Raw genomic sequence first — 20310 nt, 5'->3', positions numbered from 1 at the left:
GCAGTATTTCCCGGAAATACCGACAAGGTCAAAAATTGAAAGGAAATAATTCATGGTGAAAGTCAGGGGTTTCATTCTCTAATTTAACTCCGGTATAGTTATTGCTGGATTACCTTCTGACGTCATTTTTTTGGCGTTGGTTATGCATCATCATTAGTGGTATTGGGATGACGGAAGAAAACGCCTTTGAATGGCCAATCACTATTTATATTGAAGACACTGACACAGGCGGCATTGTTTATCATGCCAATTATCTTAAGTTTTTTGAGCGTGGCAGAACGGAACTATTCAGAAGCTTTGGGGTCAGCTTACAGGACATGTTAGAGCAGGGTTTCAGTTTTGTGGTGCGCCATCTTGAAATTGATTTCCTCAAAGGTGCCAGATTAGACGATCAGCTTAAGGTTCGTACCTGGCCGTTGAAAGTACGCAGAGCCTCCATCGAATTTTGTCAGATTTTAGTAAACAATGAGGGGCAATGCTTGTGTAAAGCTACTGTTCAGGTAGCCTGTGTCGACCCTAGTTCAATGAAACCTATTGTGATACCAGAACATATACTGTCGGAGATAGCCTAAGTGAGTGCTGAACTTTCTATTCTGGATTTGTTTTTGCAGGCAAGCCTGCTGGTCAAAATTGTCATGCTGATCCTGCTGGGAATGTCGGTCATCTCCTGGGCGATGATTGTGAAACGTTCGCAGATATTGTCTCAGGCAGCATCTAAAGCCGAGCGCTTTGAAGACCGTTTCTGGTCTGGCATTGATTTATCCCATTTATTTCAGGAAGTGCAGAGCCGTAAAGACGATCTGAGCGGAACGGAACAGATCTTTTATGCGGGCTTTAAAGAGTTTGCCCGTTTACACCGTAATAATGGCAAAGCCCCTGAATCTGTTATGGAAGGAGCTGGCCGTGCGATGCGTGTGTCGCTGTCACGGGAAGTGGAAGAAATGGAAACCAATCTGCCGTTTCTGGCCACTGTGGGTTCAATCAGCCCTTATATCGGTCTGTTCGGTACAGTATGGGGCATTATGCACGCCTTTATTGCGCTGGGCGCCGTGAAGCAGGCAACACTGGCTATGGTCGCTCCGGGTATTGCCGAAGCATTGGTTGCAACGGCGATGGGCCTGTTTGCTGCTATTCCTGCCGTGATGTTTTATAACCGCCTGACCAACAAGGTTGCCAAACTGGAGCATAACTACGCCACCTTTATGGAAGAGTTTTCCAGTATCCTGCACCGTCAGGCATTTGCTGCTAACCAGGAGTAACATCATGGCGGTTTATCAACCGAAAAAGCGCAAGATGACGGCGGAAATCAATGTTGTTCCGTACATTGATGTGATGTTGGTACTCCTGATCATCTTTATGGTGACAGCACCATTTGTGACTCAGGGCGTGGATGTCGAGTTACCGGCAACACATACGGCAAAAACCGCGGCAGAGCTGGCCGGTGAAAACGATACTGGCGCACCTATCATTGTCGAGGTGGACAAAGATGGTCAGCTTGGTCTGAGCGTCAACAACGATGACATGATACGTGGCTTGCCGTTGACGGAACTGCTGACGCGCGTTAAAGCCGAATTGCAGCTTAATCCGAAAACGCCCGTTATGGTGGGTGGTGATGCCAGAGTCCCTTATTCAGCGATTATCGAAACACTGGATGCTTTGAATCAGGCAGGTGTTGGCTCTGTGGGTCTGATGACTGAGCCATTTGAGCAATAGGGAAGTAAATGAAAAAAAACAACTATACAGTTGCCATCATCATTTCGTTATTTTTCCATGCTGTATTGTTTGCTGCTCTGATTTGGGGAACGGATTTTACTATGTCGAAGCCTAAGCCTCAGGGTTCGACTATTCAGGCCGTTGTCGTGGATCCTGCTTTGGTTAATCAGCAGGCCCGTCAGTTTCGCGAGCAGCGTGATGCGGCGAAGAAAGCCGAGCAGGAACGTCTTGAGCGCCTTGAGCGCCAGGCTGTCGCACTGGAACAGCAGCGTCAGGCTGAAGAAGAGCGCATTCGCAAGCTGAGAGCAGATAAGCTTCAGGCTGAGAAAGCGGCGCGCGAAGCAGATGCTGAAAGAGCCCGGATTTCTCGTGAAAAAGAAAAAGCAGCAGAAGAAAAGCGTCAGGCGGACGAACAAGCGAAACTGGCTCGTGAAGAAGCGAAAAAAGCAGAAGCTGAGCGCCAGGCTAAGTTAAAAGCTAAGCAGGAAGCTGAAGAAGCTACACGTAAAGCTGAAATTGCGCGTCAGCAGAAAATTGAAGAGCAAAAGCGCGCGGAAGAAGCGGCTCGCCAGGCAGAAGCTGAACGTAAAGCGAAGGTAGCGGCGAAGAAAAAAGCGGAAGAAGAAGCGCGTAAAGCTGAAGCCGCCCGTAAAGAAGCCGAACGTAAAGCGAAAGAAGCAAAAGCACTGCAGCGACAGCAGGAAGCGGCCCTTAATGACATGTTTGCAGGTCTGGAAGCGGAAACTGAGCAACGCGGCAGTGCGAAGGGGCAGTTCATCGCTGATGAAACTGCCCGTTACGGCGAGATTTATAAACAGATGATTCAGCAAAATTTGCTGTTTGATCAAAATTTCTCGGGTAAAGAGTGCAACCTGCAAATGCGACTGTCAGTGAGCGGACTGCTGCTGGATGTGTCGGATGTGGGGGGCGATACAGGTTTGTGCCGCGCAGCAAAAGCGGCCGTTGCAAAAGTCAGCCAGTTTCCCATGCCAGAAGATCCGGCAGTGGTGGAAAAACTGCGTTCAATTCGCTTAACCGTGAAGCCAGTAAGTTAAGAGGGAAAGCTAAATGAAACGTTGGATTTTGGGCTTGTGTGTCGCCCTGCTCACCATGAGCCAACTGGCACACGCTGAACTGGAACTGGTCATTACAGAAGGTGTCGACTCGGCACGCCCAATCGGCATTATTCCCTTTCGGTGGGAAGGTGGTGGCGCAGCGCCTGTTGATATGGCGTCAGTAATTGCCTCGGATTTACGTCGCAGTGGCAAATTTAGTCCTGTCGCACCTAATGCCATGCCGCAAACGCCGACCAGCGAGGCAGATATCAACTATGCCGCCTGGACAGCACTGGGGGTAGACGCGCTGGTAACAGGCTCTGTCAGCAAAAACGCTGATGGTAATTATGTTATCAATTACCAACTGATTGATGTGGTGCGTGGTCAGTTAACCAACGGTGAGAGTCGTGGTCTGGAAGACGGTAAACTGGTTCAGACCAGTGATCACGTTTTGCTGAACAACCGAGCGACAGTCAGAACTAACCGTATGCGTCAGTATGCACATCGTATCTCGGATGTGGTTTATGAAAAACTGACCGGTGAAAAAGGGGCGTTCCTGACGCGTATTTCTTATGTGGTCATCGACGATAATTCGGATTATCCGTATCAGCTTCGCATTGCTGATTACGATGGCTATAACGAGCAACTGGTCCTGAAATCCAAACAGCCGCTGATGTCGCCATCCTGGTCTCCTGACGGCAACAAACTGGCTTATGTCAGCTTTGAGAATCAGCAGTCCCAGATTTTTATCATGAACATTACGAATGGGACTCGTGAAATGGTCGCCTCATTCCCTAGACACAATGGTTCACCGCGTTTTTCCCCTGACGGGAAGAAACTGGCCATGGTCTTGTCGAAAAGTGGGAGTTTGCAAGTTTACGTAATGGACTTACAAACTAAAGCGATGAAACAGGTGACGGACGGGCGTGCAAACAACACTGAAGCGTTTTGGGATCCAAGCGGTCAATCTATGATTTTCACGTCAGACAGAGGTGGTAAACCTCAGATATATCGAGTAAATTTAGCTGACGGTTCGACTGAGCGTCTGACATGGCAAGGATCGCAAAATCTCGGTGGTCAGCTGACTCCAGATGGCCGCTATTTGGTAATGGTGAACCGATCGGACTCGGGTTACAACATTGCCAAACAGGATTTGAAAACGGGTGCTGTACAGATTTTGACGAAAACATTTTTGGATGAATCTCCAAGCATTGCCCCTAACGGTGGCATGGTGATCTACAGCTCGGTTAATAACAAATCCAACGAGTTGTCTCTGGTATCAATAGATGGTCGTTTTAAGGCTCGTTTACCAGCTACCAGTGGGCGAGTAAGAGCGCCATCTTGGGGACCGTTCTTATAGGGTTCACTGCAATATAGCGATAAATAAGGAAAAAAAATGCAACTGAATAAAGTTTTAAAGGGTTTGGCAATTGCGCTGCCAATGTTTACTCTGGCTGCTTGTAGCTCTACAGACAGCACAGACAGTTCTGCCGCTCAAACTAACACTGGCGCTGGTACAACTGGCTCAGAAACCACAGTTGTAACACCTGTAGATTCTGGTTCAGCGGCGATGTCAGAGCAAGAAATCCGCAACCAGCAACTGCGTCAGGAGCAAACTGTTTACTTCCAGTTTGACAATGCTGAAATTCAAGCCAGCTACCAGGCGATGCTTGAAGCACATGCTGAATACCTGCGTAACAACAGTGATGTGAAAATTGTTGTAGAAGGTCATGCTGATGAGCGCGGTACGCCAGAGTACAACATTGCACTGGGCGAGCGTCGTGCCAATGCTGTTGCTAAGTACCTGCAGGCTCTGGGTGTGTCTTCAAGCCAGATCTCTATCGTAAGCTACGGTGAAGAGAAGCCGCTGGTACTGGGCCACACTGATGCCGATTACGCTAAGAACCGTCGTTCGGTTCTGGTTTACTAATTAAGGTTATGAATATGAACAGTAACATGATGCGGAATATCGCATTAACGTTGCTGATTGGTGCGGTGACCCCTGTGGTCGCCGCACCTGCTCCTGTTTCTGAGCTCAAAGGCAGCTCATCAAGCAGCGAAAGCAGTCTGCAACGTTTAGAACGTATGTTCGAGGCGCGTAGCCAGATGCAACTGGATATGCAGCGCCAACTTGATGAATTGTCTCGCGAAGTTGGCGAACTCCGCGGTATGGTTGAACGTAACAGTTATGATATGAAGCAGATGCTGGAACGCCAGCGCGAGCTCTATCGTGAAATTGACAAATTAAGCCGCGAGCAACCTGCTGCAGCCAAAACAGAGAAAAAGGATGTATCCGGCGGTGAAACTTATGCTGCCAGTGCTGATGAAAATACCGCTTATGAAAGTGCCGTGAATTTGATCCTGAAAGAAAAGGATTATGACGGTGCGGTGAAGGCGTTTAACGGATTTTTGTCCAGTTATCCTGATTCTGTGTATGCGGCCAATGCCCATTACTGGCTTGGACAGCTTTATTTTACCCAGAACAAGATGGCAGATGCTCAAACACACTTTGAAGCTGTAGCCAGTTTCAAAGACTCCAATAAGCGCGCCGATGCACTGTTGAAGATGGGTGTGTTAGCCGAGCGTGGCAACAAACCGGATGTGGCGAAAAAGCTCTATGAGCAGGTAGTGGCTGAATATCCGAATACGGCAACATCCCAGCAAGCCGAAAAAAGCCTCAAGAGTCTTAAATAACAAGGTATCAGACTTCTTCTCTTCCTCGCCGCTAACCTCTCAAAATTGGGTTAGCGGTGTCTGTTTGTCCCTTCCATGCCTTATCCAGATTAGTATTACAGCGTAATTGCAGTGTATAATGCGCGGATTGTAAGGACGAGCTGATAGAGCAAGACGTAATGAGCCTGACATTTGACCCTTCAGAAATGGTGTATCCATTTCCGCCCAAACCGATTCCACTGACTCAAAGTGAGCAAGTGGATTACAAAGCGAAAATCAAAGCACTGCTTGAAGAAAAAGAAGCGGTGTTGATCGCCCATTACTACACCGATCCTGAAATCCAGGCCCTGGCCGAAGAAACCGGTGGTTTTGTCGGTGATTCGCTGGAAATGGCACGGTTTGGTAATCAACATCCTGCAAAAACCCTGATTATTTGCGGTGTGCGTTTCATGGGGGAATCGGCCAAGATTCTTACGCCAGAAAAACAGGTGTTGATGCCGACGCTGGAAGCTGAATGCTCACTGGATCTGGGCTGCCCGGAAAAAGAATTCAGCGAATTCTGCGATGCGCACCCTGATCACACTGTCGTGGTGTACGCGAATACGTCTGCGGCGGTCAAAGCACGCGCTGACTGGGTGGTGACGTCCAGTATAGCGCTGGAGATTGTCGAGCATCTGGATGCTGAAGGTAAGCCGATCATCTGGGGGCCAGACCGCCATTTAGGCAGCTATATCCAGAAGAAAACAGGCGCTGAGATGCTGTTGTGGCAAGGCGAGTGTGTTGTTCATGATGAGTTTTCCGCTAAAGCGCTCAAAGACATGAAGCACCTGCATCCGGATGCGGCTATCCTGGTCCATCCTGAATCGCCGGCCAGTGTTGTTGCCCTGGCAGATGCTGTAGGTTCTACCAGCCAGTTGATCAAAGCGGCGAAGAGCCTGCCGCAACAAAAACTGATTGTTGCGACCGACAAAGGCATTTTCTTCAAAATGCAGCAGATGGTGCCAGAAAAAGAACTGATTGAGGCACCGACGGCCGGAGCTGGCGCGACATGCCGAAGCTGTGCACATTGTCCCTGGATGGCAATGAATGGCCTGAAAGCCATTGAAGCGGCTTTGCGCGAAGGCGGCGAGAAGCACGAGATCTTTGTCGATGAAGCCATCCGTGTGAAATCTCTTATCCCGTTGAACCGTATGCTGGATTTTGCTGCGTCACTGCAATTGCAAGTAAAAGGCAACGCCTGACCGGCAAGAAAAGGATCCACTGATATGAAAAGCGACCCGATGGTCGCTTTTTTTGTATCCGAAGACTTTACATCCCAAGGTGTGATGAGATTTAACAAGGGCCGTGAAACCAGATTGTGATGGTCAGAAATTGTGGGGGGGTGTCAGTCTTTACCGATACCGGAGCAGCGGCTTTTACTGACCGGTGTATAACAAAATAAATCAAACTTGTAACATTTAGTGGTACCTGAGATCTCATTGTCAGTATTTTTTAGTTGATCATATATACCAACAAGGCAATAACATTTGTGGAATAAGTAAAATGCAAGAACCCTAATAACTATCTGAAACTAGGACCATAACTATGCTTACACAATTCAGAAAAGGCTGGCTGGCCTTCACGACTACAGCATTACTGACATTTTCGGTTCAGGTGAGTGCGGAAAATTACACCATAGGAACAGGCAGTCAGAGCGGTACTTATTACCCGTTAGGCGGGATGCTGGCCAAGATCTGGAGTGAGAATATTGATAACTTTGACATGCGGGCTGAAGTCACTGCCGCATCGGTTGAAAACGTGATCAAAGTGTCGACCCACAAGCAGCTTGCAGGGATCGCTATGGGTAATGTGGTTGAGCAGGCCTACGAAGGCACTAAACCCTTTCCGAGAAAAATGGACGCGGTAGTCTTGTTTGCTTTATATCCTAATGTTGTGCAGTTTATGGTGCCTGCTGATTCAGATATCCGCAGTATTACAGATCTTAAAGGTAAAAAAGTCTCGCTTGGCGCGCCTGGTTCAGGTACGCGAGTCAGCGCCGTTAATATTCTGAATGCCTTGGGTGTTGAAGAAAAAGATATTGAGGCTCAATCGTTGAACTACACCGCTACCACCAGTGCGATTGCCAATGGTCAGATTGATGCCGGAGCCATTGTGGGCAGCTTAGGTGTAGGTGCAATCACAGAGCTGGCATTGACCCGTAATATTCGTATTTTGTCGTTTACCGAAGCGGAGATGGCGAAAATCACTGCGGCTAATCCCTCTTACCAATTGATCGAAGCACCCGCTGACACCTATAAGAACGTTGCAAGCTTTAAGGCACCGGCAATCTGGAATGTGTTAGTGGTGAATAAAGATCTGGATAACAAACTGGCGTATGAAATGACCAAAACCGCCTTCGAGAATATGGATAAGATTCGTAAAACGATCAGTGTGACGCAGTATACAACGCTTGAAAATATGAAAAAACTCGAGGGTGTGCCATTGCATCCTGGTGCCCAGCAATATCTGGATGAGCAGTCTCAGTAATTATGGGTTGTATTCAGGGCTGGGAAGCGCAGGCTTGGGTCTGTCTGTCAGCCCTTGTGTGAATTGGAGTCTTTATGTCAACGACAGCTACTGCCCGGCACGGGCAAAAGCTTGCCGATATGTTGATGAAAATAGCCGCTGTAGCGGCTATCGTTTTGTCAGCCTTTCAGATTTGGCAAGGGGTGACGGCAGAATTAGCGGCGCCTGTATTTCGTCCGGTACACCTGAGCTGGATTCTGGTATTAGTGTTTCTCACTCAACCATTAATCAAACAGAGTCATTCTTTTCCATTATATCTAGCGGCACGCAGTGTCGATTTTGGGTTGTCGGCAGCCACCATCTGGGCGACCTGGCACATTGTTCAGTTTGATTACGACGATATCAGTTTTTTACTGGATGGGTTGAAAGGGTCAGACCAACTGGCAGGGCTGATCACTATTGTTGCCTTGCTGGAAGCGACCCGGCGTTCTGTCGGCATGGTGATGGTGGTGATAGCGGCTGTTTTTATCACCTATGCGCTGTTTGGCGATGCTTTACCTTCAGGTATAGCCAGCAAAGGTTTTGAGCTGGAAGAGCTCATCCGCTTCCATATTTTTTCTACCAACGGAGTATACGGCGCACCTTTAGCGATTGCGGCAGGAGTGGTGTTTATTTTCGTGCTGTTTGGGGCTTTTTTGCAGGTGACCGGCGCCGGGCAATTTTTCATCGATATTGCCTTTGCGGTTGCCGGAAAATACCGCGGGGGGCCGGCAAAAGCCAGTGTGATCGCCTCGGCGGCGTTAGGCTCTATCTCTGGCTCTGCCATTGCTAACACAGTAACAACCGGGTCGTTAACGATTCCGATGATGAAAAAGCTGGGCTACAAACCCGAGCAAGCTGCCGGTATTGAAGCCGCGGCATCCACCGGCGGGCAGATTATGCCGCCTGTTATGGGGGCGGGCGCGTTTGTCATGGCCCAGTTTACAGGAATTCCCTATAGCGAAATATTGCTGGTGTCGATCGCACCTGCCATTTTGTATTTTGCCTGCACGCTGCTTTATGTTCATCTGATGGCCTGCAAGCTGGGGCTGGAAGGGATGGACGTCAAAGCTGGTGTGCGTGAGGTGCTGAACAAAGGCTGGCACTTTCTCGCACCATTGATTCTGGTCACTGCGCTGCTGATGATGAGTTACTCACCGGTGCTGGTCGGGATTGCAGGATGTGTCGCTATTCTTGTTTCTGCCTTGTGCCGCCGTTCGAGCCGTGTCAGCCTGAGCCAGGTGCTGGAAGGCATGAAAGAGGGGGCATTGATGGCCCTGCCGATTTCAGTGGCCTGTGCAACGGCCGGTATTGTCGTTGGCGTTGTCGGGCAAACCGGTATAGGGCTACAGTTCACCCAGTTCCTGCTGGCGCTGTCCGGCGGCCACTTATGGTCGGCACTCCTTCTGATTGCTCTGGCGGCGGTGGTGCTGGGCATGGGCTTACCTGTCACAGCCGCGTACATAGTCTTGTCCGTGATGGCGGTGCCGGCACTGAATGATTTCGGCTTGCCTATTCTGACGGCCCACATGATCGTTTTCTGGTTGTCACAGACTTCTAATGTTACCCCTCCCATCGCTCTGGCAGCCTTTGCCGGTGCCGGTATTGCCAATGCATCGCCGATGCGTTCCGCGGTGCAGGCTTTTAAGCTGGCTCAGGGCTTTTTCCTGATCCCTGCCATGATGGCCTTCTCCGGACTCATTCTGGGTGAGGGGGAAACACTGCATTTTGTGATTGGCATAGCGACGACGGCAGGATTGATTATCGCTTTTGCGGGGGGGATTGAGGGGCGTCTGATTAACCCGCTCAATAAGCTTTTCAGAGTAGTACTGCTGGCATTGGCGCTGCTCATCCTGTTCATGGATGATTCGGCCAGGCTAGCGGCGTTAGTTGCTGTTATCGGAATAGTAGTGGTAAACACTAGAGTAAGCCGACAGAAAGCGGAAATGACTCACTGACACTTGTTTCCTGTCAGTCTAATCAGCCGGGCAGAAGAGTCTGCCCGGCTGTTATTAGTATCACTGGTTTTCGGTAAGCTGTTGTGCGCGCTGAGTAAGGCCGCACAGCATGGGAGGGATGGCTTTGAATACTTCTTCAAATTGTGCCAGACCTTCGGCGCCTTGCTCAGACAAGGCGGCCATCGCACTTTCCGGATCATACAGCAGGCTGACAGAAAGCAGCACGCCGCCCAGCAGGGCATTGTCCTGGCTGTTTTCCGGCATGATGGTTTCCCAGTCATCCCGCGCCAATTGCCAGCCTTGTAATACGCCTTCGGCAAATTCACGGGTGGCTGGTGTGACTAATTCTTTGTCATCCAAATCGCAGCCTTCCGGCCATTCCCAGCTATTGGATAACAAGGCCTGACGCGCTTCGTTCCATATCTGAACGATGGCGTTGGCATAGTTCTCTAACTCTTCATGACTGGTAAATGGCGAGGTTTCATCGCCACCCCACAGATAGGCCAGCCATTCAGCCGGATCCAGTAGATGAGGGGCAGCCGCCATTGCCGTTACAAAGCCACGGGTTTGATACTCAGACAGCAAATGCTGACTGAGTTCAGGGTCTTGCAAAATTGCCGAAAGTTGCGCAGACATTTTCAGGTTCTCTTTCAAATAGTCAGGCGCACTGTTTAAGCGCCTGTGAGCAGAATAGCGGTATTGTAGCAGGCAGAGCCAGAAGACATAGCCCTGTAACAGGGAAACCTGAAAAAAGAGGGGAGTGAGCCTGACTATGCTGCAAAAGTATCCACTTGACTGATAATGTGATGATTTGGGTTGACCTCGGTCATGGGCAACACTATAGTTACGCCCCGTTGCTGAGCAAGCGCAGTAACCAAAATTAGGTGAGGTGTCCGAGTGGCTGAAGGAGCACGCCTGGAAAGTGTGTATACGGCAACGTATCGAGGGTTCGAATCCCTCCCTCACCGCCATATTCAGAAAAGACCCGTTGAGTAATCAGCGGGTCTTTTTTTATGTCTCTGATCTGAGATATATCTGCATTGCTTATAAGCTAGCAAAAATAAAAACGTCTTCATTATTTCATTTCTGACTCAAATATTATTCATGAATTGTTGTTTAATTGTATTGATGATTTAAAACAGAGTCGTTATTTCTAAATGGCAGCGAACCGGTGTTTATTCACGAAATACTCATTGCGAATTTGGCAGGTAAGCGATTTTGATAAGCCATGAATATTTGCGAGTCACTATTCATTTTATATTTATCCGTTACATTCAATATTACATTTTCACTACATCTGTACATTAGGAACACCTAATTTGTAAATATTTATATACAACATGTGGTGTACAACTAGTTGATTTTATATGACATTAGAGTAATAGCTCTTATTTATTGTTTTATTTGTTATTTAAATGTTAACTTTTTTGTACGTTTCGCTATTGATTTTTTGTTTATTTAGTTTGCAAAGTATTGAAATACTGAGCCAAAGTTGAATCGCTTTCTTGAAAAGCATACATATTTGCAACAGAGCTGAAACAAGAAGTTCTCAGAAGTTAGGCGATGAAACATTTGCTGTATGAATGGTTTGTTGGTTGGGATGCGCAGGACAGCTCACTAAAATCTCTAGGAATGAGTAATGAAAACAAACAAACAACAAGCATTGGCTGTATTGACACTAGGTTCACTTTTCACCTTGCCGGCTATGGCCGCAGAAATGGTTGACGTAACCGATTCTGCTGTTCTGGAGCAAGGGTTAATGGCACGTTCACTGACACCATTAAATAACAGCTTTAAACCTGTTAAATCGGTCACTTTGCCAAATGGCAAACAAAAGGTCCGCTATCAGCAGCTTTATAAAGGATTACCCGTTTATAATACTTCAGTAGTGGCAACGACAAGTAATAAAGGCCTGACTCAGGTTCATGGCCGAATGGCGCAAAATGTAGAGCAGGATCTGCCATTAATTCAGGCAAGCATTGATGAAAAACAAGCACTGAATATTGCTAAATCACACCATGCATCTTTACATTCTCCGCAATTAATCGGTGAGCTGCCACTTGAAAATGAACAAGTGACGCTGATGGTTCGTCTGGATGAAAACAATCTGGCCGAGTTGGTTTACCAGGTGAGTTTCTTTGTTCCTTCGGATGAGCCATCCCGTCCTTATTTCTTCATTAATGCCAACACAGGTGATGTACTGGATACCTGGGACAGCATCGCTCATATCCAGGCACCTGGCTCTGGCCCTGGTGGTAACACTAAGACAGGGCAATACCAGTTTGGTGTGGATTTCCCGAATTTCATGGTGGAGAAAAACGGTACCACCTGTACCATGAATAACAGTGCGGTAAAAACCGTCGATCTGAATGGTGCGACGTCAGGCTATAACGCTTTCAGCTATAACTGTCCTACAGACAGTAATGCCAATAATCACAAACAGATCAATGGCGCCTATTCACCGCTGAATGACGCACATTACTTCGGTCAGGTGGTCTTTGATATGTATAAAGACTGGCTGAATACGGCCCCGCTGACCTTCCAACTGACAATGCGTGTGCACTATGGCTCCCAATATGAAAATGCCTTCTGGGACGGCAGTGCGATGACCTTTGGGGACGGTTATTCTACCTTCTATCCATTGGTGGACATCAATGTCAGTGCTCATGAAGTCAGCCATGGTTTTACCGAACAAAACTCAGGTCTGGAATACCGCAATATGTCTGGTGGTATTAATGAAGCGTTTTCTGATATTGCCGGTGAAGCGGCTGAATTTTATATGCGCGGCAGCGTGGACTGGGTAGTAGGAAGCGATATTTTCAAACAGTCCGGCGGTTTACGCTATTTTGATCAGCCATCCAAAGATGGTCGTTCAATCGATCATGCTTCGCAATACACATCGGGCCTGAATGTGCATTACTCAAGCGGTGTCTTCAACCGTGCTTACTATTTGCTGGCCAATAAATCAGGTTGGGATGCCCGTAAAGGTTTCGAAGTTTTTGCCGTGGCTAACCAGCTGTATTGGACGGCCAACTCTACCTTTGATCAGGGCGGCTGTGGTGTTGTTAAAGCAACCCAGGACCTTGGCTATAATACTGCCGATGTCGTCGATGCTTTCAATACAGTAGGCGTCAATGCCGCGTGCGGGGTAACACCACCAACAGGTGATACGCTAGAAAAAGGCAAGCCTATCAGTGGTCTTTCCGGTAACAGAAGTAGTGAACTTCACTACACATTCACTGTTCCAGCTTCAGTATCAAGTGCTTCTGTAAGCATTACTGGCGGATCTGGCGATGCCGATCTGTATGTGAAGGCAGGCAGTAAGCCCACCACGACCTCATGGGATTGTCGTCCATATGTGGGTGGGAACAATGAAACCTGCAACGTCGCTGTTTCTTCTGGTCAGACCTACTACGTGATGCTGCGTGGTTACAGCAACTTCTCAGGCGTGACACTGAGCCTGAACTATTAAGCCGTTTTCAACGCTATTAACCGGAAGGGAGCCTTGTGCTCCCTTTTTCTTTGCTGCGATCTTGGTCACGATATGTAATTAAATTTCACTTCTGTAGTTATACCTCTTTTGTATGCCTGTGTTCCCGCGATAAAAACCTGTCGTTTTATCTCAACTTGGAAGAATATTCATGCCTGACTCAGTAAAGTGCATCTTATGTGTACACATTTTGGCAAGATTAATCGTATTAATTGCCATTCAGATATGACCTTCGAGTTTGTCCTCTCCTAACTTAATGAAAAAAATATAAAAATAGTGAAGAAGCACGGGTGTGAAGATGAAGGTGAATTTTTGTATAAATAAACCGAATCTTGGTGATAAAGCATGCTTATCAACTGATAAACTGAGTTCAATGGCCGTTTTTGTGCCAGTAAACATGCAGAAAAACCAGATAACAAAAGGTAAGAAATACTTGAGTAGCACGTCAGTAGTGCGCAAGTAGCTAAAGATGCGGCTTTGATCACGATTATTGGTTGTAAATAGACAACATTAATATTAATACAGTGAGATATTTTATCTAAAAGTTGATTTAATATAACAAATGACTGGTTTGTCGTGTCATTTGTGGTCGTATGGTCTTTTGGAATGGCCTATGTTGGCTTTTATCTCTGGTTGATGATTCGGGGCGGCAGTGAAAGAACAATTTAATGTGCGTAATGCGGCAGCAGACACTTTTGCAATGGTGGTGTTCTGCTTTATCACAGGCATGATGATCGAAGTGTTTATCTCTGGGATGACCTTCCAGCAGTCGCTGGCTTCGCGAACGTTGTCAATTCCGGTTAACATTGCCATTGCCTGGCCTTACGGCGTATTCCGTGACTGGATGATCCGTCGGGGAGCAAAACTGAGCCCGTCAGGCCGGATGAAGTTTGTATCCGATATGCTGGCTTACGTGCTGTTCCAGTCGCCGGTTTATGCCGCTATCCTTTGGTTTGTGGGGGCAGAGCCTGAGCAAATTATGACCGCGGTAGCCACGAATGCGCTGGTGAGTGGTGTGCTGGGTGGCGTCTACGGCCAGTTTCTTGAAGTTTGTCGCCGTATGTTCAGAGTACCTGGTTACTACCAGCAGGCCTGAAACCGCGAGCTGAAGAGTTTTGATGAGGGGCAGTCCAATGGACTGCCTTTTTTGTTGTAATTGCTAGCGGCTCAGAGGGTGGCGCTGCTGCTTCTTGATGGCAATTTCAAGTTGAGGGTGCGCAATACTGATATCGTGTGCCAGGAACTTACGTTTAATCCGGCTGTGAAGGTCATGGGTCAGGCTGAGCCGGTGACCGGTTTCAGCAGCATAGGCCCGCACTTCAAAATTTTGCGCATCGGCGGTAATACTCAGGAAAAACACCTCAGGTTCAGGGTTGTCCAGAACCAGTTCGCATTCATCTGCTGCTTCAAATAACAGCCGGGTCACTAATTCAGTATCAGCCATATATTTCACACTGATAGCTATGGTTACCCGGGTAATAGAATCCGATAACGACCAGTTGACAAACTGCTCTGTCACAAAAGCTTTGTTCGGTACGATGACTTCTTTTCTGTCCCAGTCGACTATAGTCGTTGCCCGTGTATTAATTTTTGCCACAATTCCGGTCAGATCGCGAATGGTGAGCGTATCACCAATGCGGATCGGCTTCTCAAACAAGATGATCAAGCCGGATATGAAATTGGCGAAAATTTCCTGCAGCCCGAAACCCAGCCCGACACCCAGTGCCGCAATCAGCCACTGCATTTTTGACCAGTCAAAACCAATCAAGGCCGAGCCGATAATGATGCCAAAGAAGATGGTCAGATAGCGGGTAAGCGAGGTAATTGCATAGCCGGTCCCCGGACTCAGGCTGATGTGCTGCAGCACTAACAGCTCCATTGCGCCAGGCAAATCACGGGTTAGAATGGCCGTCAGCCAGAGCGCCATAATTGCAAGCAGCACACTTTTTAGCGTGATATGGCTGAGCTGTTCTATCCCGTCAATGTTGGCATTGACATCCCAGAGTGTAATGTCTTCAAGGAAGCTGGTGGCCTGGTATAAATCTGACGATAAGAGCGCAAGAATAAACAGGTAAATCAGCAGCAGCAGCGAGCGCAAAAGTCGCAGCGACTGCGCACTGATGACATCGAGATCAACTTCTGGCTCTTCAATTTCAATGTGCAGCTCGCTGCTTATTGGCTCTTCTTTCCCCTCAAGCAATTCTGCTCTTCGTTGCGCCAATATTTCCTGGCGTTTTGCTTTTGCCCGCTCGAAAGCCAGCCTGCGTCGCTGAATCAGCATAAGCCGCTTGATCAGGTAATACACCAGGAGGGTAAATACACCCAGCACCGCCGCATATTCAAGCTTTGACATCAGTTGTTGCGCCGAGCCCAGATAGCCCAGCAGTGCAAAGTAGTTGAGCGCCTGCGGCAATAAAATCAGCAGCCACCAAAATAAATGATGGCTGAGATGTAAATGGCCTTGGGGTAAATCCCGGTAAGTCATTGGAATGCGCTCATTGGCCATTTTCCACATAAAGTAACTGACGGCTATGTTACTGATGATAAATGCAAGTCGTCCCAGTGTGGCATTCACATCAATGTCGTTGTAATAAAAGGCAAAGTTCTGGATCACCATCATAGGGAGATATATCCAGATCAACCGGCGGTAATGGCCGAAGCAGCGCATGACCAGGTTGGGCTGCCAGTCAAAATGCTTGATGAGCAGACCTTCCGGCCGCACCAGCTCCCTCATGAAACAGTACATAACCAGAGGCAATGGCAGCGCCAAGGCCTGACCTAAGTGGTGGATGAAAGGCAGTTGCCACAGTGCACTTAACAGGGCGCCAACGACGGCGACAACCAGCGGTGCCGGCCAGGCAAACAGGCCGGAGAAGATGACATTGATCGTACTGAAGCTGAACCTGTCTTTAGTGACTTTACCTATGTATTGGCTGGTTTCTTTTAAATATTTCTTCCAGCGTGCGCGGCTCCAGCTGAGGGCAATAATCAGCAGTGCAACAATAATCAGGCAGAAAGTCAGTAGCACAGGATCGGCGACCATAGGGATTTTGAGTAATCCCAGCCAGTGCGTAGGTGAAAAAAACCACTGCAGCTTTTCCAGTGTGTCGGAAGCTAATTTGATACTGAAAGCGTTGCTGTCCGGAGCCAGAAACAGTAATCGTGCCGCTCTGTTTTTCAGTTTGTTCAGTGATGAATCCAGCTTGTCATAGGCGACTTTTAAGGTGGCTTGCTGATAAATCAGGATGTCACTGCTGTCGATTAGCTTTTCTAACAAAGACAGGTTGTTCTGAATGAGTTCGGATTGCAGTGCCTGCTGATCTTCCGACAGATTTTTTTCCGGCGCAGATTTTGCGCTTTCGGTCAGATCTTCAAACCGTTGCTGGTATTCATATTTACGGATCTGATTTTGAGCGATGTTATTGTCCAGCCCTGACATATCTGGCGGATCTGGCAGTCTCTTGAGCCGGGTACGCATGTTTTCACTGAAAGCCGGGCTGAGGGACAGCCACTCGGCCATGTTATTCAGATCCTCAGCCGTTTTTGCCACTTGTTCTAATTGCTGATCGGCTTTTTCCTGTTGCAGCTGAACCTGATCAAGTTGATCGGACAGTGAGGACAGCACACTGGCATAGCGGCGGTTTTCTTCACTGAGCTGCTTGAGTTCAGGGGGAAGATCGACCAGCTCCTGTACCAGTTCATCGGTATCAAGCGCGGATTGTTCGGCATCGGTTCGGAGTTGCCGGTTCAGCATCAGTTGCAGATTGTTGCGGTAAGCCTGCCTGGCTTCTATTTCTACATTGACCAGCTGAAGCTTTTGTTTACTGAGCGTGCGGCGATTATCACCCGTTAACTGTTCGGCTTCGAGGGCTGATAACTGATTATCATAAAACTCATACTCAATGTTATGAACCAGCAAGAGTGGGTTATCACGATCTCTTTCCGCTTGTTTACGGGCTTTGTCGGCATTATCTATCTGCTGGCGTAGCTGCTCGGCCCGCTTGGGAAACGCATCCATACTGCGCTCTATGTCTTCAATCTCGTTGCGATAGTTATGTCGCTGTAATTCAAGCTGTTCTAACTTATTGTCCTGCTCAGCAATCTCAAGGGTAAGCTGGTCCTGGCCCCACTGGCTGAAGTCAGGAAAGTTTGAGGCATTGAATTCACTGATTTGAGTTTTTATGGCTTCAGTTTGCTCATTGAAATTATCCAGCAGTTTCCGGTTCTTTTCGATTTGTGCCTGGTAGGTTTCCGTTTTTTGTAATTGATCCTGTGCCTGAAGCAGTTTCTCCAGAAATTTCTCATTCTCTGGCGTTGTCTCCAGCTCTTTGGCCAATGCAATCTGTTTGTCCAGCGCTTTACGGTAATCGGACGTTTGCTGGGGGGGGGCGGAATCTGACTCTTCACTGGCATAGCAGGGAAAGACGGCGATAAATAAGACTAACGAGAGTACAAGTACGGTGAGATTGCGCATAGTGAAGTGGTAAGACTCAAATAAGAATTATCTTACAAGTGTAGAAATAAGCGTGTGTTAGGCCTAAGAAAAAACCGATTTGATCTTTTGATCATCGCTTAAGATAAGAAAGTACAACTAATTGGGAAAAAACCTTGACCCGATTAGCACAAGTCAGTAAATTAGCCGCCGTTGACGCGACAGGCGTTGGCAACAATTTGGTGAGGTGTCCGAGTGGCTGAAGGAGCACGCCTGGAAAGTGTGTATACGGCAACGTATCGAGGGTTCGAATCCCTCCCTCACCGCCACATTCCGGAGAGATGGCTGAGTGGTTGAAAGCACCGGTCTTGAAAACCGGCATACGTTAATAGCGTATCTAGGGTTCAAATCCCTATCTCTCCGCCACATTTGAAGAAACCGCTGAATTATCAGCGGTTTTTTTTCGCCTGAACCTTGGTAAAATGAGATAGGGTGAAGAAGCCTAGAGGGGGTTCAGCCGAGCGAAGCGAGACCACGTTGCCTTCAGGTAACGCCCGAAGGGGCGCGAGCTTGCGAGCGATAAATCCCTCTATACCTTTATCTGGCTCCGCCATATTTGAAGAATCCGCTGAATTATCGGCGGTTTTTTTTCGCCTGAACTTTGGCAAAATGAGATAGGGTGAAGAAGCCTAGAGGGGGTTCAGCCGAGCGAAGCGAGACCACGTTGCCTTCTGGCAACGCCCGAAGGGGCGCGAGCTTGCGAGCGATTCAGTCAGATGTAATACCAAACAGTTACGCCGGCTGAAATACACTGTCCCACGCAATGCCTTTCACATCCATCATCCTGCTTTTCAATGTGTACATTAATACTGTTAACTTCTTCTATATACTACACGATGAATATTGAGTCGATTTATCTCAGATTCAACCTGCCTAAAAAGACAAACGTAAAGAATATTGACACTTACTTTTCTGATACAAATGTTTATATGTAAAATGCCCTTATCAACTATCTAATTTAACTGAATAATTGAAAATTAATACTTAAGTTTACTACCAAACTAAACTTCCAGTGCTAAAAATAAGAAGGTGATTTTTTATATAACTTTATTGAGTTATAAAAAGCAAATTTGTCTCAAAAATAAAATGTAAGACCAATTGTAACCATATGTTTTTAAAAGGTTAACTTTGCCTTGTTTGTATGTTGACTTTATTGTTTGTTATTTTTTTAACCTGAACTAAAGTTAACTTTATTAAAATGCTAATATAATAAAGAAAGGACGAGTAGGGATGTCTAGAAAATCATACACTAGATTGGCATTAGTGTCGGACGAGAGTATCCAGTCTTCTATTCTTAAAGAGTACTTGGTAAAGAAGCTTACATTTTCTATAAGCTGTATAAAGCTGGATGAAATCAGCAAGTTATCAGCTAAACAGATAGAAGAGACATTGTTCATTCTGGATTCTGCCAGCGTTACGCCAAAATCGAGTGAAAAGTATTTGAGTATCATGGCGGATAAAGAAGTTATCCCTTCTGAAATTCTGATTAATGTATGCACTGATATTAAGGTTGATGAGCTTAAGAGATGGCCTAATCTGGTAGGGGTCTTCTATACCAGTGATTCGCTTGAGCTGTTATCTGAAGGTTTGTTGAAGATACAAAATGGTGAGTTGTGGTTCAGCCGTAAACTATGCCAGGAACTGATATCTGAATATCGCAGTACGCAAGCCAATATACCTAAAATGAGCGTGGAGTTAACGACACGGGAAAAAGAAATTATGCAACTTTTGGTGTCAGGTGCATCAAATCATCAAATTGCCGAGTCCTTATTCGTGAGTGAAAATACAGTCAAAACACATCTTCATAATGTGTTTAAAAAAATTAAAGTCAAGAACCGTCTGCAGGCATTTATGTGGGCTAAGAATCATACATTTAATAGTTTGTTATCATGAAAAGGTTAAACCCTATTCTACTAATAGCCATTGTTTTATCTAATGCTTTTTTAGGGTTAGGAATGGCTTCTGATAAAGTTAAACCACTAGAAAATGGGCCTCCTCTTGAGAATAACGGTGCACTGGAGTTACAAGGCAGATTAGAGAGTCTTGATAAATTACGTGAAATAAATGGGGTCGTTGTAGACCAAACTATGACAAGGCTCGGTGAAGATTTCTATTCTTTATTTTCACAAAAATTAGAGGATGAAATTGAGGAGTTGAAAGAAAACCTGACAGTGAAAGAAAGACCCACTGCGCTTTCAGGAAGCATTATTACTATCTTTCATCGGCAAAATATAATTTTCCGAACGGCTTTGTCACCAGGCAGACAAAACGTGGAAGAAAAAACAGATCAGGCTGTCTCAGCGGTGAAAAATTATGTGTTGAGATGGCGAATTGAACGGTATTTAAAAGATACCTTTGATGTTGACTACGACGAAATTTAAGAGG

16 protein-coding genes and 3 tRNA genes are annotated in these 20310 nt (G+C 47.0%); 17 read left to right on the top strand and 2 right to left on the bottom strand.

The window, feature by feature from the left end:
* Positions 1–167: 167 nt before the first annotated feature.
* The 10 genes from ybgC (at position 168) to D6M16_RS07320 (ending at position 9943) form a co-directional block, all read left to right on the top strand.
* Positions 168–572, top strand: a complete 405-nt coding sequence (ybgC, locus tag D6M16_RS07365) for a tol-pal system-associated acyl-CoA thioesterase (protein ID WP_120511238.1) — start codon at positions 168–170, stop codon at positions 570–572.
* Positions 573–1259, top strand: coding sequence for a protein TolQ (gene tolQ / locus D6M16_RS07360; RefSeq protein WP_027253435.1), 687 nt, complete (start codon positions 573–575; stop codon positions 1257–1259).
* A gap of 4 nt (positions 1260–1263) precedes the next feature.
* Positions 1264–1713 (top strand): protein TolR, encoded by a 450-nt coding sequence (tolR, locus tag D6M16_RS07355; RefSeq protein ID WP_240435542.1) that lies wholly within the window; start codon positions 1264–1266, stop codon positions 1711–1713.
* A gap of 8 nt (positions 1714–1721) precedes the next feature.
* Positions 1722–2768, top strand: a complete 1047-nt coding sequence (tolA, locus tag D6M16_RS07350) for a cell envelope integrity protein TolA (RefSeq protein ID WP_120511237.1) — start codon at positions 1722–1724, stop codon at positions 2766–2768.
* 13 nt (positions 2769–2781) lie between these two features.
* Complete coding sequence (tolB, locus tag D6M16_RS07345; protein WP_120511236.1) at positions 2782–4128, top strand: Tol-Pal system beta propeller repeat protein TolB; 1347 nt, start codon at positions 2782–2784, stop codon at positions 4126–4128.
* 36 nt (positions 4129–4164) lie between these two features.
* A complete protein-coding gene (gene pal / locus D6M16_RS07340) occupies positions 4165–4698 on the top strand; it encodes a peptidoglycan-associated lipoprotein Pal (RefSeq protein ID WP_027253431.1) in 534 nt (177 codons plus the stop codon).
* A 14-nt stretch (positions 4699–4712) separates the two neighbouring features.
* Positions 4713–5462 carry a tol-pal system protein YbgF gene (gene ybgF / locus D6M16_RS07335; RefSeq protein WP_120511235.1) on the top strand — a complete coding sequence of 250 codons (750 nt, stop codon included), beginning with the start codon at positions 4713–4715 and terminating at the stop codon, positions 5460–5462.
* Positions 5463–5620: 158 nt separating this feature from the next.
* Positions 5621–6682 carry a quinolinate synthase NadA gene (gene nadA / locus D6M16_RS07330; RefSeq protein ID WP_120511234.1) on the top strand — a complete coding sequence of 354 codons (1062 nt, stop codon included), beginning with the start codon at positions 5621–5623 and terminating at the stop codon, positions 6680–6682.
* 343 nt (positions 6683–7025) lie between these two features.
* Positions 7026–7967, top strand: a complete 942-nt coding sequence (locus D6M16_RS07325) for a TAXI family TRAP transporter solute-binding subunit (RefSeq protein ID WP_120511233.1) — start codon at positions 7026–7028, stop codon at positions 7965–7967.
* A gap of 74 nt (positions 7968–8041) precedes the next feature.
* Complete coding sequence (locus tag D6M16_RS07320) at positions 8042–9943, top strand: TRAP transporter permease (protein ID WP_120511232.1); 1902 nt, start codon at positions 8042–8044, stop codon at positions 9941–9943.
* 60 nt (positions 9944–10003) lie between these two features.
* Here the strand turns inward: D6M16_RS07320 and D6M16_RS07315 are convergent, their stop codons facing one another.
* Positions 10004–10579: a UPF0149 family protein gene (locus tag D6M16_RS07315; RefSeq protein WP_120511231.1), complete on the bottom strand. Its 576-nt coding sequence runs from the start codon at positions 10577–10579 to the stop codon at positions 10004–10006.
* A 247-nt stretch (positions 10580–10826) separates the two neighbouring features.
* Between D6M16_RS07315 and D6M16_RS07310 the strand changes: the two genes are divergently transcribed.
* From D6M16_RS07310 to D6M16_RS07300, 3 genes are all read left to right on the top strand, one after another.
* Positions 10827–10914: transfer RNA gene (locus tag D6M16_RS07310), tRNA-Ser, on the top strand.
* Between the two features lie 668 nt (positions 10915–11582).
* Positions 11583–13415: a M4 family metallopeptidase gene (locus D6M16_RS07305; protein WP_120511230.1), complete on the top strand. Its 1833-nt coding sequence runs from the start codon at positions 11583–11585 to the stop codon at positions 13413–13415.
* A 670-nt stretch (positions 13416–14085) separates the two neighbouring features.
* The gene (locus D6M16_RS07300) at positions 14086–14529 is read left to right on the top strand and encodes an L-alanine exporter AlaE (RefSeq protein WP_276131388.1); all 444 of its coding nucleotides are present in this window, start codon (positions 14086–14088) and stop codon (positions 14527–14529) included.
* 63 nt (positions 14530–14592) lie between these two features.
* Here D6M16_RS07300 and mscM read toward each other — a convergent pair whose 3' ends face one another.
* Positions 14593–17907 (bottom strand): miniconductance mechanosensitive channel MscM, encoded by a 3315-nt coding sequence (mscM, locus tag D6M16_RS07295; RefSeq protein WP_120511229.1) that lies wholly within the window; start codon positions 17905–17907, stop codon positions 14593–14595.
* A gap of 199 nt (positions 17908–18106) precedes the next feature.
* Here mscM and D6M16_RS07290 point away from each other — a divergent pair.
* From D6M16_RS07290 to D6M16_RS07275, 4 genes are all read left to right on the top strand, one after another.
* Positions 18107–18194, top strand: a tRNA-Ser gene (locus D6M16_RS07290).
* A 6-nt stretch (positions 18195–18200) separates the two neighbouring features.
* A tRNA-Ser gene (locus D6M16_RS07285) sits at positions 18201–18291 on the top strand.
* 864 nt (positions 18292–19155) lie between these two features.
* Complete coding sequence (locus D6M16_RS07280; RefSeq protein ID WP_120511228.1) at positions 19156–19818, top strand: LuxR C-terminal-related transcriptional regulator; 663 nt, start codon at positions 19156–19158, stop codon at positions 19816–19818.
* The gene (locus D6M16_RS07275) at positions 19815–20306 is read left to right on the top strand and encodes a curli production assembly/transport protein CsgE (RefSeq protein ID WP_240435541.1); all 492 of its coding nucleotides are present in this window, start codon (positions 19815–19817) and stop codon (positions 20304–20306) included. The genes D6M16_RS07280 and D6M16_RS07275 overlap by 4 nt, the downstream gene beginning before the upstream one ends.
* The last annotated feature ends 4 nt before the right edge of the window (positions 20307–20310 follow it).

It is taken from the genome of Photobacterium salinisoli (assembly GCF_003614885.1).
GTDB lineage: Bacteria > Pseudomonadota > Gammaproteobacteria > Enterobacterales > Vibrionaceae > Photobacterium > Photobacterium salinisoli.
The sequence above is the reverse complement of the archived record's forward strand: the minus strand, read 5'-3'. Positions and strand labels throughout refer to the sequence as shown.

Coding starts and splice junctions, on each gene's coding strand:
- ybgC (WP_120511238.1), top strand. CDS start 168: ATGACGGAAGAAAACGCCTTTGAATGGCCAATCACTATTTATATTGAA.
- tolR (WP_240435542.1), top strand. CDS start 1,264: ATGGCGGTTTATCAACCGAAAAAGCGCAAGATGACGGCGGAAATCAAT.
- tolA (WP_120511237.1), top strand. CDS start 1,722: ATGAAAAAAAACAACTATACAGTTGCCATCATCATTTCGTTATTTTTC.
- tolB (WP_120511236.1), top strand. CDS start 2,782: ATGAAACGTTGGATTTTGGGCTTGTGTGTCGCCCTGCTCACCATGAGC.
- pal (WP_027253431.1), top strand. CDS start 4,165: ATGCAACTGAATAAAGTTTTAAAGGGTTTGGCAATTGCGCTGCCAATG.
- ybgF (WP_120511235.1), top strand. CDS start 4,713: ATGAACAGTAACATGATGCGGAATATCGCATTAACGTTGCTGATTGGT.
- nadA (WP_120511234.1), top strand. CDS start 5,621: ATGAGCCTGACATTTGACCCTTCAGAAATGGTGTATCCATTTCCGCCC.
- D6M16_RS07325 (WP_120511233.1), top strand. CDS start 7,026: ATGCTTACACAATTCAGAAAAGGCTGGCTGGCCTTCACGACTACAGCA.
- D6M16_RS07320 (WP_120511232.1), top strand. CDS start 8,042: ATGTCAACGACAGCTACTGCCCGGCACGGGCAAAAGCTTGCCGATATG.
- D6M16_RS07315 (WP_120511231.1), bottom strand. CDS start 10,579: ATGTCTGCGCAACTTTCGGCAATTTTGCAAGACCCTGAACTCAGTCAG.
- D6M16_RS07305 (WP_120511230.1), top strand. CDS start 11,583: ATGAAAACAAACAAACAACAAGCATTGGCTGTATTGACACTAGGTTCA.
- mscM (WP_120511229.1), bottom strand. CDS start 17,907: ATGCGCAATCTCACCGTACTTGTACTCTCGTTAGTCTTATTTATCGCC.
- D6M16_RS07280 (WP_120511228.1), top strand. CDS start 19,156: ATGTCTAGAAAATCATACACTAGATTGGCATTAGTGTCGGACGAGAGT.
- D6M16_RS07275 (WP_240435541.1), top strand. CDS start 19,815: ATGAAAAGGTTAAACCCTATTCTACTAATAGCCATTGTTTTATCTAAT.